This is a genomic window from Gottschalkia purinilytica (assembly GCF_001190785.1).
Taxonomy (GTDB): domain Bacteria; phylum Bacillota; class Clostridia; order Tissierellales; family Gottschalkiaceae; genus Gottschalkia_A; species Gottschalkia_A purinilytica.
In genome coordinates, this window is record NZ_LGSS01000008.1 from 128761 (window position 1) to 145065 (window position 16305).

Here is a 16305-nt window from a genome sequence, read left to right on the forward strand (position 1 = left end):
ATCTTAATAAAATTACAACGAGTACATTGAAAACAATAGATATTAAAAATATCGCCTTCTTAAGCCTATCTAAGTAGGATATTATTTGGGCAAATACATAGTTTAATAATATATATACCAAATAGAAAACAAGCAATTTTCTATTATAAGAAAAAATGAAAAAAATAAAAAACACAGGCAAGCAAATTCTTCTAATAAGTATAAACTTATCTTTTAAGAAACTATTACAAACTATAATAAAAACTGAAAATATGAGTAAATAAAACAGGTTACCAATATCGATAAACCACATTAGAATCCCTCATATATAAATGCTGCTTGCTCTGAAAAAAAGATTTGTATTAATATAATCATTCCAAGATATAATAATACCTCAAAAGTTTTCCTTACTATTTGCTTAGCCATTTATCTATCTCCTCCGTAAATTTAGGTGCTCCTTCTTCAAAGTTTAAGTGACCTAAATCATGAAAGTATTTTTCTTCGTACTTATTAGTCCAATCTAAAACTTCAATTTTGTTATTATTAAATATCGAATTTACTTCTTTTTTTAGTTCATCAACATAACTAAATTGCGTATCTACAGGATTCCAAGGCATCCAGATAGCTCTAAGTCTTATATTGTTTTTGTCACAATAATCTATTACTCTTTTTAATGATTCTATATTTTTATTGAAATCATCTATATTTAGATTTCCGTAACGCTTTTTATATTCATTTTTCTTCTTATCTAATTCTTCTTTAGATAAACGCCCATGATTAATTTGTTTTTGTAGAACCCAGTCTGGTACTTGATTAATTTCCTCATTGTTTTTTAACTGTTCGTAAGTAGTCTCAATATATTTTAGAATAGGTCCTCTATAAAAGTATAGATACGGTTCATATATCTTCTTATGCCATATATAGTAAGGGTCTGTAGGAAGCTCATCTAAAAATGTAAATACATTCATTCCTATAACTATATTGTCTTCAACTTTTAACATATTTTTTTTAAGCATTTCCTCTAAATCTGTTATTTTTCCATATCTTATACCCATATTCACATAATCTGTACTTGTCTTTTCATCCATAAAAGCCCCTGCCACAATTGAACTGCCATAGAAAATATTTTTCCATGGCATCTCTGGGTTTGAATGAACCGTTTTTGAAAAATCATTTTGATAAAAAACTAGATTCTTATTGATTGGATCTAGTTTCGTTATAAAGAACTCAAATACAGTTAAAATTAATACAAGTGCTATTATAAAGTACCTACTATATTTTTTATTTCCCTTCAATTTAAACACCAGCCTACAGTTTCTTATACATTACTTGTATAACATCATTAAAACCTAATGACTTCCAAAACATCTTTCCTACACTATTTTCATTAAGAACATTTAGTTCTACATAATTAATGCCTAAGTCTCTAAATCTTTTTTCAACTTCTTTTACTAATAATCCGCCCAGATTCTTTTTACGATGTGATTTTTCTATATATACATCATCAATAAAACCTATTAGTTTATCATTTTCTAAAGTATATTTGTTAGGAATTTTCACTAGACTATTTATAGCCATCCCTACTACTTGTCCATCTATATCTTCTAATACTAGACACATATTAAATTTAGACTTTAAATATATTTGTAACCTACTATCAAGTGTCTCTTCATTAAAATCAAAAACCATTCCCATAGTTTTTTGTTCTTGATACATTTGTTTATACAAACTAGCTACTGTATCAATATCTTCTGCTTTCATTTCTCTAATGTTATATTTCATTTTTCTCACACCAATTATCATAATCTTTTTTTAGCTCTTTTGGCCATAGCTCTGAATCTAGTCCGTATTGTGATAAAAATGCTATTACCCATCTTTCTAATCCAAAAGCTAAACAGCCTGTTACTACTGGACGTTTTCCTGATTTTATGTCAAAAGCCTTACCAAATGTTGCACTATGGAAGTTTGAAGATGATACTGATATGGCTTTATTAAAGTATGGTATATTCATCTTCAACTCATATTTCATATCATTTTTTCTTTGGAACGACGCTTTTACTTGAAAATCGTTTGTAAAAAACATGTCATTAGCATTTTCTATCCAACAGTCTAGTTCCCATCGTTCTATTATCTCTTTTAATAAATCCAAAGATTTAGCTCTATTCTCTTTAACAAAATTAGGATTACCTACGAAGATAATTTCTCTCATTGTAAAATCCATTAAGCGTCCAATATCTTTATGGTTTTTAGACTCATATCTATGAACTTTTGAAACTGCTGTTACTACAGTTCCATCTCCATCTAATGTTTCTCCCTTCATCCCCTCATAACAATGATAGCATGTAGCAGGATTAATCATGTGTTGTGGCTTTTTAAAATATTCGTTAAAGTCTATTTCAACGTTATCGTTCCATCCGTTTGACTTGTTTATCTCATCGATAAATAACTTTATCAAGTCAATGTCTTCATTTAGATGTGTTACAAAATGAACATGTTCAGGAAATGAAGTAAAGTGATTTGTCTTATTTAATGTATCAGACTTAATCACAACTGGGTAATATTCATGTTTAGCATTAAACTTTTTCGCGATATTAGATACAAAATAATCATCAAAAAACTTTAATAAAGTTATAAAAGGCTCACGAAAAATATACATACCTAAATCTACTTGTTTTATGATCTTTTTATTTACCATTACTTCAATAATGTTTTCTTTAAATGGAACATCTTTATTATTAGTAAATACTATTTGATCTTTTAAAGGAAATTCATTTTTTGAATATCTTTCAACTAGCTCTTTTACTTTGTCTTTAATTATTTCTTCTCTTATGGATTTATGCTCTATTATTAAAGAATCTTCTTCTAATCTAACATCTTCAATATTTTCGTCTATAAAATATATTGAATAACAAAGTTGTCCCAAAACTTTATCGTCAATATCATTAATATCAAATATTATTTTCTCCATTTACTTCACCTTCATTTCAATAACTTCAGCTATCTCATTAATTGTATTCATTGGATACATAATTAGATCTTTGTTAGTGATTTCAACACCAAAAGTTTTTTCAATAAAAGACATTATTTCTACTGCGCCAAATGAGTCTACATAACCATAGTCAAATAGATGTACGTCTCCATCAAAATCATCGTCTTCTTCAATTTCAAATTCCTCAACAATATAATCAGTAAGTTTTTCTACTATTTCCGTTCTATCAAACATTTTACACAACCCCCATTTATAATAATAATTCTTTATCAAATAAAATTTAATTCAGATAGATTTTTACTCTAACTGAATTTTTTTACAATCCACCATTTTACAATTTATGTATTCTACTCTACAATATTACACAAATATCTTCTTCTTATTATACATTTTTTCAATTTCTGATACAACCCAATTTGAAAAACTTCATATTTCTCAGACATTTATTTTACTAAGTTTGAGAAAGTTTAGAATCATATTAAGCTCATAATATACATTTAACAAAAACTAAGTAACCACACATCTGTTAAGTTTAGACGTGTGGTTTGGTAATAGTAATCTTTGTTTTTAGTTATATAATTTATTTTCAATTATTTACTTATATTTTTAAATCTTTCTACCTGTTTAGTTATAGCTTTTTCTGTAGGTATCCTTTCTACACTAGATGCTCCGAAGAATCCATCAACACCTTTGGTTCTCTCGAGTACATATTTTGCATCTTCTGGTTCTGCTATAGGTCCTCCATGGCAGATTACTAATATTTCAGGATTTACTTTTCTACCTGCATCAGCTATTGCCTGTATCTTTTTAACACAATCATCTAATGTTAAAGCAGTCTTAGCTCCAATTGTTCCTTTAGTAGTAAGTCCCATATGAGCTACTAATATATCTGCACCTGCTTCTGCCATTTTCATAGCATCTTCTTCACTAAATACATATGGTGTTGTAAAAAGGTCTAGTTCGTGAGCCTTTCTTATCATCTCAACCTCTAGATCATATCCCATACCTGTTTCCTCAAGATTTTGACGAAATACCCCATCTATAAGACCTACTGTAGGAAAATTTTGAACTCCTGAAAATCCAGTTTCTTTTAATTTAATTAAATATTTGTCCATAAGTCTAAATGGATCTGTACCACAAACTCCTGCTAATACAGGTGTTTCAGTAGCTACAGGTAATACTTCACTTGCCATATCTAAAACTATTGCATTAGCATCTCCATAAGGCATAAGCCCAGCTAATGAACCTCTTCCAGCCATTCTATATCTTCCTGAATTGTATATTATTATCAAATCTACTCCACCAGCTTGAGCACATTTAGCTGATATTCCTGTTCCTGCTCCTGCTCCTACAAGACTTTTTCCCTCTTGTATTTGTTTTTTTAATCTATCTAAAATCTCTTGTCTTGAAAATGCCATTTAAACATACCTCCATTATTAGTTATTTTTATCTATTAATTCAGTTAAAGTTTTTGCCATGTATAATGCAAAGTTAGAGTCATTTATATGACTATCTATCTCTACTAACTTTACTTTTTTATTGTCTATGTGATTTCTTATAGATTCAAATAAGACTTCATCTTCCTCTTTTCCATAAAAAACTTGCCCTTCTTTATCAATAGCTGAAATACCTTTTAAAGGTAAACATAGAACCGTATCACCTACAGACTTATTTAATTTTTCAGCTAGTATTTTACCTAGCTCCCTATTTTCTTCTACAGTTGTTCTCATAAGAGTAACTGTAGCATTATGCTTGTATAATTTTCTATTTTTAAATTTATCAGGAACTGTTTCTATAGGTCCAAAGTTAACCATGTCCATAGCTCCTGTAGACACTACTTGTGGTACTCCTTTCTTACTAGCTGCAGTCAATCTATCTGGACCAGCACTCAAAACTCCACCTACTAATTCATCACATAGTTCTGTTGTAGTAAGATCTAAAACTCCCTTTATATAACCAGAACTTATTAAGTGTTCCATTGCTTTCCCTCCAGATCCTGTAGCGTGAAATATCAATACTTCAAACCCTTGATCTTCTAAGTATTCAGTTGCTTTAGTTACGGCTTCTGTAGTGACTCCAAACATAGTAGCTCCTATAAGAGGTCTTTCTTCTTCTAATTCAATCTCTTCTCCCTTCACCATTCCAACTATAGCATTTGCTGCATTAGAAAAAATCTTAGAAGAAATTCTATTAACTCCACTTATATCCACTACAGAATACATCATTGTAATATCTTTTTCTCCAACATAAGGAGTCGTATCTCCAGATGCTAAAGTAGATACCATAACCTTAGGTACCCCGACTTCTAGTTGTCTCATGGCATATGTAGCTACACTAGTTCCCCCAGATCCACCTAAGCTAATTACACCATCTAACTTTTTATTTTCATAGAGCTCTTTCACTATTTCTCCGCAGCCTCTCATCATAACATCTAGTGCATATCCTCTATCTTTTTTTCCTATTAGCTCTGCAATAGTTACTCCACATCTTGAAGAAACTTCTTCCTTAGTTATATCAGGAGTAAAATATGGTTCTCCTACCACTCCTACATCTATAACTGTTGTACTTATCCCCTGACTTTCAATAATATCTTTTACAAACTGAAATTCTTTTCCTTTAGTATCTAAAGTTCCTATAATAACAATGTTCTTCTTCATTTCTAACCTCCTATCTTAAATATTTATAATAATTACTTTATAGCTATAGTTTTTTATATCTAAATAAATCATATATCTTTAATTTTGCGAAATTAACAATACCTATTAAACTTATACCTTATAATTCTTTCTTATAAGCACTATTTTGATACAAAATCAACATCATAAAAAATATATGTATCGAGTTTATATATACATTATTTTAGAATTTTTTTATCAAATAATTTTTTAATATATACTTCAATCTTCTTAAATAAAATATTCTTTTATGTTTATTCTTTCACCATATGTTATTTTAAATACATGTTTAATTGTTGCTTTCAATTGTCTTACATATTTTAATTAATGTCTTTTTACATTTTAAAATAAGATTAAAGTTCATTACAAATTCTACCAATTGTATCTTGTATTTTTTTAATATGATTGAGTATAATCTATATATAGAAAGGAGTGCTTTTATGAAAAAGATTTGTTTATTACTTCCTAATGGCTTCGAAGCTGTGGAAGCAAGTGTTTTTACAGACGTTATAGGGTGGAATAAGCTTCAAGGTGATGGGTCTACAGATTTAGTCACAGTTGGAACTAGAGAAAAGTTAAAATGTACATGGAACTTCACTGTAATTCCGGAAATGCATATAAGTGAAGTAAATGTTAATGATTTTGAAGCTTTAGCCTTACCTGGTGGATTTGAAGAAGCAGGATTTTATGATGATGCATACGATGAAGATGTACTTAACTTAATTAGGGAATTCAATTCAGCTGGTAAAATCATTGCCTCTATCTGTGTTGGCGCTCTTGTAGTTGCTAAAAGTGGAATTTTAGAAGGAAGAAGTGCAACAACATATAACCTCAATCCTATAAGACAAAAACAGCTTGCTGAATTTGGTGCAAATGTCATGAAAGATCAACCTATAGTTATTGATCAAAATATCATTACCTCCTATAATCCTGCAACAGCCTTTGATGTAGCTTTTATGCTTCTTGAGTTACTAACATCTAAAGAAAATTGTAATCGTGTAAAAAAACTTATGGGATTCATCAAATAAAAGGCTATGTTTTAAATAAATGTTGAAAATAGATATTTATTATAGAATGTGTATATAGATATAAAAAAATCTGTCTACACTGTCATTCTTAATCAGTATCAAGAAATGAGAAGTATAATAAGCAAAGATATATCCGTAAAACTTAAAAAAGGTAACCGAAATCTGTACAAGTCAAGTATTTTATTCAAGTTATATTTCACAAGTATATAGCGTAGCAATTCTTAAATGAACATTTATAAAATATTCCATAAAAATTATGGAGGTTAAATATGAATTTACTAGATGCCCAAAAGCAAGTAAGTAATTTCACTAAAGATAAAGAATTAAAATTAAATGTTAATACTAGAATAATCGACTTAGTATCAGAAGTAGGAGAGTTATCAAAAGAAATTTTAAAAGGAACTAACTATGGAAACAAGCCATTTGAAAAAACTGAAGAATGGGAAAGTGAGATTGGAGATGTGCTTTTTTCTCTTATTTGTATAGCAAATGAAACTAATACTAATTTAAAAGATTGCTTAAGTTATGTTCTTGATAAATATGAAAAAAGGTTTATTAATAAAGGTAATTTAGGCTCCGGAAGATAAAATTTAATTATACAATATTCCTAAAAAGCGAATTAGAGGTTAAATAAAAATCATACTCTAAAATCATCTAATATTTCAACATTCAATTAAAACACAGTCAAATAAAAAAATATACAGTTCTTACTATTTTCATAACCACTATGTTAAAGGAAAAACTATAATAAATTTACAACTTATTTCTTCTAGTCTTCTATTTTTCTGATATAATCGAATGTATCTTATAATTTATTTATGGAGGAATTGAAATGACTTTAGGTATTATTGTGGCTATGACTGAAGAATTAGAAATAATTCATCAGGAAATGAAAAAAGAAAAAACAGAAGTTCGTGCTAATATGGAATTTCACATAGGTGAACTTTCAGGGAAAAGAGTTGTTGCTGTAATTTGTGGTATAGGTAAGGTAAATGCCGCTGTATGTACACAGATACTAATATCAGAATTTAATGTAGATAAGGTAGTTAACGTAGGTATTGCTGGTGGAATAGGTAAAGACATTGTTCCTGGAGATATTGTAGTAGCTGAAAATCTAGTACAACATGATGTTGATGCCACTTCTTTTGGAGACGAGTATGGACAAGTTCCTAGACTAGATACTTTTGACTTTAAATGTGATAAAGAATTAGTAGAATTGGCTAAAAAAGCTTGTGAATCTGCAACTAATCATAAGACATATGTAGGTAGAATATTAACTGGTGACCAATTTATTGCATGTCCTGATAAGTTATCATGGTTAGATAGTCAATTTGGAGGACTTGCATGTGAAATGGAAGGCGGAAGTATAGCTCATGTATGTCATTTAAATAAAATACCTTTTATAGTTATACGTTCAATATCAGATAATGCAAATACAGGAGCTCACATGGACTTTGAAAAGTTCAAGTATATAGCAGTTGAAAACTCAAGTAATATATTAAAAACAATGATGAATAATATGTAAAAATAAAAGCTAGTATTTGAAATACTAGCTTTTATTTATTATATGTTATTTACAAATCCTCTTGCATATTCAATAGCTGCTTCTAATGAATGATCTCTATAGTTTCCACATTGAATTTCATTTGCAGCTGGAATTTCTTTTGTTTCTACTACAAGCTTTAATGCATTAACTAGAGGCTTTTTAATTTCTTCTTCTGTTTTGTCACCCCATATAGTAAAATAGAATCCTGTTCTACATCCCATAGGTGATAGATCTATTATTTCTTCTCCTATTCCTTCGTCCCTTAAGTAAACTGCTAGTAAGTGTTCTAATGTATGTATACCACCTGTTTGCATTTCTCCTTTATTTGGTTGCATAAATCTTAAATCAAACTTTGATACTACATCCCCTTTTTCTCCCTTATATAAAGATGCTTTTCTAATATAAGGTGCCTTAACTTTTGTGTGGTCTAACTCAAAACTCTCTACTTTCATTTTTAACCCTCCCTATTTGTTTATATGTTTAAACAATATTCTATCTTAAAACTCGCTTTTTTTAAATACAAATACATCCATAAACTTAGAATATACTATAATATAAAAATAGTATAACATATAAATGCTATACTATTCCTATAGTACGTATACTTTATTTGGTCTAAAAATCTATTCTTTTATAATAGAATATATTCATTGTCTTATATTATTTTAATATAACTTTAAAGTCTGGTGAATTTATAATATGTTTTTTTACCGTACATGAGTCTGTAGCTTTTCTAATAGCTTCCTCATATTTTGAAGGAAAGTTTTCTGGTAATGTAAGCTCCATTTTAATATCAGAAATCATACCTGTTTCTTCATCACGTTCCGTATCTAAAGATAACTTTAGTCCCTTAGTATCTATGTTTCTACTTTGGCAAAAGCTTAATGCAGTTACTCCAGTACAAGCTGCTATTGAAGATAAAAACAAGTCAAAAGGCGTTGGAGCTGAACCTCCACCACCTGAATTCACAGGTTGATCAGTATCTACTGTAAATCCTTTTATATTCGTTTCTAGTTTTTTCCCCCCTGGAAAAGATACTTCTATTAATGACATATTACCAACTCCCTAATGTTATAGTTATATAACATATTGTACCCCTTTCCTATATATATAAGCATAGTAAGAATAAGAATTTTACTTTTTATGATAGGATTAATCTTTTCTATAATTTTTAACTATCTATTATACTAATTAATTCTTCCCACTCATTTAAAAGTTTCTCCAGCTTGTTCTCTATAGATACCTTTTCTTCATATAAAGTATTTAGACTGTCATAGTCTAAAGTATCTGATATCATTTCTATTTCAATATTTTTTAATCTTATTTCCAAAGACGATATTTCTTCTTCTATATTTTTTAACTTTTTTTCTTTCTTCTTATTTTCAGACTTCATCTTTTTATCTTCATAAAAACTTTTATGATTAGTCTTATTAACAGGTTTTTCTTTTATAGTTAACGTACTTTTTAATTCATTCTCTTTTACCTTTGACTTATAATACTCATAATTACCATTGTAGTGTTGTAGTTTTCCATTATTTAATTCAACTATACTACTACATATTTGATTTATAAAATATCTATCATGAGATACAAAGAAGATACTACCTTCAAACTCACTTAAACATTCTTCCAATACTTCTCTAGAATCAATATCTAAATGATTCGTAGGTTCATCTAGTATAAGCAAATTAACTTCATTATACATAAGCTTACATAAACATAGTCTACTTCTTTCTCCTCCCGAAAGATTTTTGACCTTTTTAAATACTTCCTCACCAAAGAACATATATCTTGCTAGATATTCCCTTGCCTTTCCTTCAGTTATAACGATATCTTCTCTAAAGCATTCTAAAACTGTAGCATCTTCGTTTTGAAAAGCTACATTTTGAGGTAAATAAGCTAACTTAATTGAAGCTCCTAATTCTGCTATACCACTGTCTTGATAATAATCTTCAAAATTAAACCTTTCATCAAAGTTTCTTAAAAGTATCTTTAAAAGAGTTGATTTTCCTGTTCCATTTTTCCCTATAAGTGCTACTTTTTCACCGTAAGTTAAAAGAAAGTCTGCATTATCTAGCAAAACCTTATCATTAAATCTCTTACATAATTCTTTAACTCTTATAACTTCTTTTCCTGAACGATTTTTTAATTCAACTTCTAGTTTTATATTTTTCTTTTCAGTTTTAGGTTTTGAAATTCTATCTATTTTATCTAATCGTTTCTGCATACTAGCAGCTCTTCTAAAAAACTTATTATTATCTGCTCTTCTCCCCCATTCTCTTAAATCCTTAATGGATTTTTCCATTGATTTTATCTTTTTCTGTTGATTTTCATAAGCCTCTAACATTTTCATAATTCTATCATCTTTTTCTTTAACATATTCAGAATAGTTTCCTATATATACTGTAGATATCTTATCCTCAATTTCTACGACTTTATTAACAACTCTATCTAGAAAGTATCTATCATGGGATACAATAATAGATACTCCTTTATAATCTCTTAGATAGTCTTCAAGCCATTCTATAGAGTTTAAATCTAAATGATTAGAAGGCTCATCTAAAAGTAAAATATCAGGTGCTTCTAGTAATATCTTACCTAATATTACAGTAGTTTTTTCTCCACCACTTAAACTATTAAAAATTCTTTCTTTAAAGCTATCAGTAATTTTTAGACCATTGCAAATCTTACTTAGCTTTTCTTCTATTTCATATCCTCCTGATGCTTCAAAGTTTTTTTGAATCTCATCATATTTATATAAAATCTTTTCTAATTCTTTCCCTTGAGATAATGCCATTTTATTTTCTAGTAATTTCATTTCTTCTGAGAGCTTATGAATTTCATCAAATGCTAAGTTAAGAACATCTATTACCTTCATATCTTCCTCATAACTTGGAATTTGATCTAAATATCCTATAGTTGCTCCTTTTCTTAAAGCAATTTCTCCTTCATCATGATTTTCTATTCCCTCTATTATTTTCAGAAGAGTACTTTTTCCGCAACCATTTCTTCCTATTAATCCAATTTTTTCTCCACTATACACTTCAAAAGTTATATCTTCTAATACCATTGTAGCTCCATAATATTTTGAAACTTTGTTTAATGCTAATTCTATCATGTATAATTCCTCCTATTTGTATTAAAAATATTAATTTTTTAGCAAAATAAAATAAGCCTAATAAAATCCATAGAATTTTCTCTAAATCTATGGATAATACTGGCTTATTAGGAATAGCTGTTCTTTTTAAGTATAAAAAAGCTCTATGGAAAATCCATAGAGCTTTAAAATCATTTTTATCTACTAAGAAAGATATAAATAGACTTATGGATTCACACTTATATTAGCAATATACTTAAAAAAGGACAGACTACTCCCGTGAAATGGGATATTTCCATTTTTTGCAATGGAACTACTATACTTTTGTTTTTTGTCTGTCATATTGCTAATATTAAAGTCCATTTTCTATCCTCCTTTTTTATAATATTCATATTACTTTATCCTTATTATTACTTTATCATATCGATTTCAATAATGCTACTCTAATTTGTTTTTATTTGTAAAATAAATTAATCTTCTAATTCAATATAAAGTCTTTTATTGATTTTTCCTTTACTTTTATAATTTACCACTTTTACTTTTCCAACCTCGGTAGTATTTTTTACATGAGTTCCTCCATCTGCTTGATAGTCTAATCCTTCTATTTCAACTGTTCTAATTTCTCTAATTCCTTCTGGAAGAAGATTTATCTTTGTCCTTATTAAGTCTGGTATTTTAAAAGCCTCTTCTCTTTCAAGAATATCTATCTTAATACTTCTTCCATTCTCTACTTCTTCATTAATTTTCTTTTCAATTTCTAATATTAATTCTTTATCAAAGTTTTCAAATTCAAGATCCATTCTTCCCTTTAGTAATTCCATATCACCACCAGTTACCTGTGCCTTATAGTCTCTCCATGCAACGGCAGATAAAATATGCATTGCAGTATGTGTTCTCATTAGTTTGTATCTACGTTCCCAATCTATTTTTCCTGTACAAGCTTCATTAACTTCAGGAAGTTTTCCATCAATATAATGATATATATGATCACCTTTTTTCTTAACTTTTGTAATGGTGTATGTATTTGAAGCTGTTTCCAATACACCTAAATCACAGGGTTGTCCTCCACCACCTGGATAAAAGGCAGTTTTATCAAGCACTACAGCATTTTCTTCCTCGTTTACACTAATAATCTTACAATCAAATTCTCTTACATAACTATCTTCTTGAAATATTAATTGGCTACTCATTTCTATTTCCTCCTTATTAAATAATTAATTTAAAATTTATTTGAAATTATTAAATTCTTCCTCTGTATAATTAAAATATTCTTTTCTTACATTATCTAAAAAATTTTCATACTCTTCTCTTTCATTCTTTGATAATTTATTAGAATAGAGATTAACCATTAAGTCATGAGAAATATAGTCCTCACTCATGTCAACAAAATCTATATCCTTTGCCCATGTAACCTTACTTTCTTCGCCTCTTGATACGACACCATATATTACATGGACTCCATCAATAGTAACAGTCATATATCTTTCTTTTTTCTCAGATAAATATCTTTCTATTCTCCTATGTGTAACTAATTCCTTAAAAGGATTATTTCTTCCAAAATATATTCCTTTTACTACAACTCCTCTATTAATAGCATTATATAAAGAATGATAAATATCATTTATTTCTTCTTCCCATATTGAAAGAGAGATTCTTTTCGTAGCATCTGATATCAATAAATTTAAATAATCAATTACTTTATTTCTTCCCTTAATAACAATTAACTTATTATCGCTATTTTCCTCTGAATAAATATTATCAGTATATTGCTCAATATTATCTAGCACGTTATCAAAGTTCTGCTTAAATTTTTTTATTAGCAATTTAGGATTAAGGGGTTGATAATAAGTATTTTTATCATCCTTTTCTTCAAATACTATCTGTTTATTTTTAAGGTTTTCTAATACCTCATATATCCTCGATCTTGGAATACCTGACTTCTTACTTAAGGTATAACCATTAACTGGATAATATTCTAGAAGATTTAAATATGCTTTAATCTCATATTCACTTAAGCCAAGCATCTTCATATCTTCAATAATTCCTATATTCTTATTCATAAATTTTGTTCACCTATCCTTTTGAGCTTTTATTTAACTTATAATTAACCTCAAAATCATTAATATTTACACATGTAACGCTATATATTTTTTATTTATTCTTAGGTAAAACAGAATATGTAGTTACTTTAGTAACTACTATTAGTTGTTATTATAGTAGCTACTAAAGTAATTGTCAATAAACTACCAATAAAAAAATAAACCTTAGATTTCTTAAATCCTTGGTTTATTTTTTGTTAGTTTTAGAAAATAAGATAAGTTCAATAAAATCTATAAAATTTTCCTAGATCCATAGATAATATTGACTTATGAGGGAATAGCTATTCTTTTTAATTATAGAAATAACTTTTCTAAATAAAGTTGTAGTATTACATTAATATTAATCTAATTTAATTGTTAAAGTGTCTACTAACGAAGGTGAATCTTTATCTTCAGTTATATCGTAGACTTTTACTAATAAGTTTCTTCCGTATTCAACCTCAAATTTTCCTTGTCCAATTAACCTTACTGCATATGGATGATGTGGAGACTTAGTTATTCCATCTAATACACTATCACTTGCTCCTTTATATATATTACCAATGTATTTAACTTCTGGTCTGCTTGGCAATCCATTAATATTAGTTTGAAAAATAATATTACCCTCTACATCAGCATTTAATTGAACATTTCCAGATGTATGTTTTTGTTCATAGTAAGTATCAACTTTATATATTTTATGAGGCGGAACTTCAACTGGTTGACGTGGTGATGTTAATGTAAAGGATTCACTAGTTGTATTACTATTAGAACTTGAAAAATTATATTCGAGTTTAATTTCTAATTCACCTTGAGCAATAAATGGAATTCCGATTTTAGTATTTACATTTGTTCCAAATGTACCTCCATGTGTTGTAGTTGTGGTCCTTGAATTAGTAAAAGTATAACTAAATTCATCACTATACAGAGTTTGAGTTTGATCAGTATCGTTATGAAGTGTACTAGAAGCAAAACTTAAAGACCTTGTTTTCGTAACATTTGTAGACTCAAGATTCGTACCTGATAATAAAACATTACTATAAGTAAAGTCTGTATAAATAAGATGAAAATTACTTTGTTTATTAAAGTTATCAACAAAAGACCTTACCATATTATTAAGTTTGGCATCAATATCTACTATCGATTTCTGTGAATCAGATGAAACTTCTTTTTCTAGCGAGGTACTATCTTCATCATTGCCATCAATAAAATCTTTTTTCATTCTTATCCCCCCTTATCAATCTTTATTCCATTCCGATTATTACTATATCTATTAGGAAGAGATAAAATTTATGTTATATTTGATACCTTACCTATCTCTATCATTTTATTATGTTCCTTTCAACTATTACTCCATCATATGTTCCAGTTGGATTCCATTTTTCATCATATAGTGTAATCTCAAAATCTCCATTCAAGAAATTAGATTGACTTTTACTGTTCTTTATAAAGCATAATATATTTCTTTGATACGTTAATTTCGTAATTGGTTCCTCACCAGGAAATTTTACTATTGTAGCATAAGTTTTCTTAGCTAAATCATTATTATTTATCGTTAAAATAATATTAGGATTACCTGAATTAACAGAATAAGCATTTATCTTAAAATCATTGTTTTTATCTATTTTTATCATCTTAATAACTTTAATATCTTTACTTTTACGAATTACTTCAAATTTATTATCATATAAGACAACTGCTGATTTTTTATCTATAAATTTTACCTCATTTGGTTTAGGGTTTTGACTCTTAACAAATGATGAAATATCTTTCTCTGAAATTGTCCTATAATTTGTCTTTCCTACTTGATTTACTTCTTTATTAATGTATGAACAACCTACGAATATCATTAATAAAGTAATAATCATTAATATAGATTTTGATTTTAATCTTACCTTCATATCTTATTTACTCCTTCTAAAAATAAAATCATAAAATACTCTTATTTTACAAATAGATGTCTCTATAGATTATATAACAAGTATCTAAGTCAATTATTTCTTTCATAAACATAATTATGCTATAATATCATAAAATAGAAAATAAGAAAGGGCGGGGAATAAAATTGAAAAACAATAAATATGGCCGAGCTTATATCGCAGCTATATCATATTCTATCATTGTAGGGCTCTCATTTCTATTTACAAAAATAGCTCTGAGAACATCAGATCCAGTTGACGTATTGGCATATCGTTTTACTGCATCTTTCATAGCTATTTCAATTCCTATTTTATTTAAACGCATTAATGTTAGCTACACTAAAGAAAAGCTTATGAGAATTCTTCCTGCTGCATTACTATATCCATTAATGTTTTTTAGTCTTCAGACTTTTGGACTTATGCACTCTACATCATCTGAAGCAGCAATTTTTCAAGCCTCAGGTCCTATATTTACATTAATTTTAGCTACTTATTTTTTAAAAGAAAAGACAACTATATTTCAAAAAATATCTGTAGGTCTGTCAGTATCAGGAGTTATTTATATTTTGATAATGAAAGGTTCATCTTTTAATTTTGCCAATTTTAAAGGTATTGCTTTACTATTATTATCAACACTATCTTTTTCTGGATATAGTGTTATGGCTAGAAAGTTAATAAAAGATATCACAAATATAGAATTAACTTACATGATGAGTACTATTAGTTTTATAGTTTTCGGTGTTACATCTATTTTAAAACATTTAATTCATGGAGATATAAGTAATTTCTTCGTTCCTGCTAGTAATATAAATTTTATAATATCTGTAGTATATCTTGGAGTACTATCATCATTAGCTAGCTCTTTACTTACTAATTATGCTCTATCAAAAATCGAAGCTTCTAAGATGAGTGTTTTCGTAAATTTAGGAACTGTTATCTCTATAATAGCTGGTGTTGTTTTCTTGAAAGAAAGATTATATTATTATCATATCAT

Annotated in this window: 17 protein-coding genes; 4 read left to right on the forward strand and 13 right to left on the reverse strand. The window is 28.1% G+C overall.

Translation table 11 applies throughout. The features are described 5' to 3' along the window. Nucleotides 1-389 precede the first annotated feature (389 nt). The 6 genes from CLPU_RS09680 to CLPU_RS09705 form a co-directional block, all read right to left on the reverse strand. Nucleotides 390-1274: a hypothetical protein gene (locus CLPU_RS09680; RefSeq protein ID WP_050355454.1), complete on the reverse strand. Its 885-nt coding sequence runs from the start codon at nucleotides 1272-1274 to the stop codon at nucleotides 390-392. Between the two features lie 13 nt (nucleotides 1275-1287). After that, nucleotides 1288-1761, reverse strand: a complete 474-nt coding sequence (locus CLPU_RS09685) for a GNAT family N-acetyltransferase (protein WP_050355455.1) — start codon at nucleotides 1759-1761, stop codon at nucleotides 1288-1290. Then, nucleotides 1751-2947, reverse strand: coding sequence for an aminoacyl--tRNA ligase-related protein (locus CLPU_RS09690; protein WP_050355456.1), 1197 nt, complete (start codon nucleotides 2945-2947; stop codon nucleotides 1751-1753). The genes CLPU_RS09685 and CLPU_RS09690 overlap by 11 nt, the downstream gene beginning before the upstream one ends. Then, the gene (locus CLPU_RS09695; RefSeq protein WP_050355457.1) at nucleotides 2948-3202 is read right to left on the reverse strand and encodes an acyl carrier protein; all 255 of its coding nucleotides are present in this window, start codon (nucleotides 3200-3202) and stop codon (nucleotides 2948-2950) included. It lies immediately after the preceding gene. A gap of 356 nt (nucleotides 3203-3558) precedes the next feature. Then, on the reverse strand, nucleotides 3559-4386 hold the full coding sequence (locus CLPU_RS09700) for a phosphoenolpyruvate hydrolase family protein (RefSeq protein WP_050355458.1): 828 nt from the start codon (nucleotides 4384-4386) through the stop codon (nucleotides 3559-3561). A gap of 18 nt (nucleotides 4387-4404) precedes the next feature. Continuing rightward, entirely contained in the window at nucleotides 4405-5625 is a 1221-nt protein-coding gene (locus tag CLPU_RS09705) for a Tm-1-like ATP-binding domain-containing protein (protein ID WP_050355459.1), read from the reverse strand. A 458-nt stretch (nucleotides 5626-6083) separates the two neighbouring features. Between CLPU_RS09705 and CLPU_RS09710 the strand changes: the two genes are divergently transcribed. The 3 genes from CLPU_RS09710 to CLPU_RS09720 all read left to right on the forward strand — a co-directional run bounded on the left by CLPU_RS09710 (nucleotide 6084) and on the right by CLPU_RS09720 (nucleotide 8196). Further along, nucleotides 6084-6671, forward strand: coding sequence for a DJ-1/PfpI family protein (locus CLPU_RS09710; protein WP_050355460.1), 588 nt, complete (start codon nucleotides 6084-6086; stop codon nucleotides 6669-6671). A gap of 269 nt (nucleotides 6672-6940) precedes the next feature. Next, nucleotides 6941-7258, forward strand: coding sequence for a MazG nucleotide pyrophosphohydrolase domain-containing protein (locus CLPU_RS09715; protein WP_050355461.1), 318 nt, complete (start codon nucleotides 6941-6943; stop codon nucleotides 7256-7258). 245 nt (nucleotides 7259-7503) lie between these two features. Next, the gene (locus CLPU_RS09720) at nucleotides 7504-8196 is read left to right on the forward strand and encodes a 5'-methylthioadenosine/adenosylhomocysteine nucleosidase (RefSeq protein WP_050355462.1); all 693 of its coding nucleotides are present in this window, start codon (nucleotides 7504-7506) and stop codon (nucleotides 8194-8196) included. Nucleotides 8197-8234: 38 nt separating this feature from the next. On the opposite strand, the gene CLPU_RS09725 is transcribed toward CLPU_RS09720, so the two are convergent. The 7 genes from CLPU_RS09725 to CLPU_RS09755 all read right to left on the reverse strand — a co-directional run bounded on the left by CLPU_RS09725 (nucleotide 8235) and on the right by CLPU_RS09755 (nucleotide 15293). Beyond that, nucleotides 8235-8669: an S-ribosylhomocysteine lyase gene (locus tag CLPU_RS09725; RefSeq protein ID WP_050355463.1), complete on the reverse strand. Its 435-nt coding sequence runs from the start codon at nucleotides 8667-8669 to the stop codon at nucleotides 8235-8237. A gap of 208 nt (nucleotides 8670-8877) precedes the next feature. After that, entirely contained in the window at nucleotides 8878-9270 is a 393-nt protein-coding gene (locus CLPU_RS09730; RefSeq protein ID WP_050355464.1) for an OsmC family protein, read from the reverse strand. Nucleotides 9271-9388: 118 nt separating this feature from the next. Further along, nucleotides 9389-11335, reverse strand: a complete 1947-nt coding sequence (gene abc-f, locus CLPU_RS09735) for a ribosomal protection-like ABC-F family protein (RefSeq protein WP_050355465.1) — start codon at nucleotides 11333-11335, stop codon at nucleotides 9389-9391. 449 nt (nucleotides 11336-11784) lie between these two features. After that, on the reverse strand, nucleotides 11785-12504 hold the full coding sequence (locus CLPU_RS09740; RefSeq protein WP_050355466.1) for an alanyl-tRNA editing protein: 720 nt from the start codon (nucleotides 12502-12504) through the stop codon (nucleotides 11785-11787). Nucleotides 12505-12540: 36 nt separating this feature from the next. Continuing rightward, nucleotides 12541-13374: a TrmB family transcriptional regulator gene (locus tag CLPU_RS09745; protein ID WP_050355467.1), complete on the reverse strand. Its 834-nt coding sequence runs from the start codon at nucleotides 13372-13374 to the stop codon at nucleotides 12541-12543. Nucleotides 13375-13753: 379 nt separating this feature from the next. Beyond that, nucleotides 13754-14614 (reverse strand): ETX/MTX2 family pore-forming toxin, encoded by an 861-nt coding sequence (locus CLPU_RS09750; protein ID WP_050355468.1) that lies wholly within the window; start codon nucleotides 14612-14614, stop codon nucleotides 13754-13756. Between the two features lie 100 nt (nucleotides 14615-14714). Next, nucleotides 14715-15293, reverse strand: a complete 579-nt coding sequence (locus CLPU_RS09755; RefSeq protein WP_050355469.1) for a hypothetical protein — start codon at nucleotides 15291-15293, stop codon at nucleotides 14715-14717. Between the two features lie 164 nt (nucleotides 15294-15457). Here CLPU_RS09755 and CLPU_RS09760 point away from each other — a divergent pair. Next, a partial coding sequence (locus CLPU_RS09760; RefSeq protein WP_050355470.1) for a DMT family transporter occupies nucleotides 15458-16305 on the forward strand: 848 nt, incomplete at its 3' end.

What these genes read in the sequence shown, in the direction of transcription:
- CLPU_RS09685 (WP_050355455.1), bottom strand. Translation starts at nt 1,761, where the DNA reads ATGAAATATAACATTAGAGAAATGAAAGCAGAAGATATTGATACAGTA.
- CLPU_RS09690 (WP_050355456.1), bottom strand. Translation starts at nt 2,947, where the DNA reads ATGGAGAAAATAATATTTGATATTAATGATATTGACGATAAAGTTTTG.
- CLPU_RS09695 (WP_050355457.1), bottom strand. Translation starts at nt 3,202, where the DNA reads ATGTTTGATAGAACGGAAATAGTAGAAAAACTTACTGATTATATTGTT.
- CLPU_RS09700 (WP_050355458.1), bottom strand. Translation starts at nt 4,386, where the DNA reads ATGGCATTTTCAAGACAAGAGATTTTAGATAGATTAAAAAAACAAATA.
- CLPU_RS09705 (WP_050355459.1), bottom strand. Translation starts at nt 5,625, where the DNA reads ATGAAGAAGAACATTGTTATTATAGGAACTTTAGATACTAAAGGAAAA.
- CLPU_RS09710 (WP_050355460.1), top strand. Translation starts at nt 6,084, where the DNA reads ATGAAAAAGATTTGTTTATTACTTCCTAATGGCTTCGAAGCTGTGGAA.
- CLPU_RS09715 (WP_050355461.1), top strand. Translation starts at nt 6,941, where the DNA reads ATGAATTTACTAGATGCCCAAAAGCAAGTAAGTAATTTCACTAAAGAT.
- CLPU_RS09720 (WP_050355462.1), top strand. Translation starts at nt 7,504, where the DNA reads ATGACTTTAGGTATTATTGTGGCTATGACTGAAGAATTAGAAATAATT.
- CLPU_RS09725 (WP_050355463.1), bottom strand. Translation starts at nt 8,669, where the DNA reads ATGAAAGTAGAGAGTTTTGAGTTAGACCACACAAAAGTTAAGGCACCT.
- CLPU_RS09730 (WP_050355464.1), bottom strand. Translation starts at nt 9,270, where the DNA reads ATGTCATTAATAGAAGTATCTTTTCCAGGGGGGAAAAAACTAGAAACG.
- abc-f (WP_050355465.1), bottom strand. Translation starts at nt 11,335, where the DNA reads ATGATAGAATTAGCATTAAACAAAGTTTCAAAATATTATGGAGCTACA.
- CLPU_RS09740 (WP_050355466.1), bottom strand. Translation starts at nt 12,504, where the DNA reads ATGAGTAGCCAATTAATATTTCAAGAAGATAGTTATGTAAGAGAATTT.
- CLPU_RS09745 (WP_050355467.1), bottom strand. Translation starts at nt 13,374, where the DNA reads ATGAATAAGAATATAGGAATTATTGAAGATATGAAGATGCTTGGCTTA.
- CLPU_RS09750 (WP_050355468.1), bottom strand. Translation starts at nt 14,614, where the DNA reads ATGAAAAAAGATTTTATTGATGGCAATGATGAAGATAGTACCTCGCTA.
- CLPU_RS09755 (WP_050355469.1), bottom strand. Translation starts at nt 15,293, where the DNA reads ATGAAGGTAAGATTAAAATCAAAATCTATATTAATGATTATTACTTTA.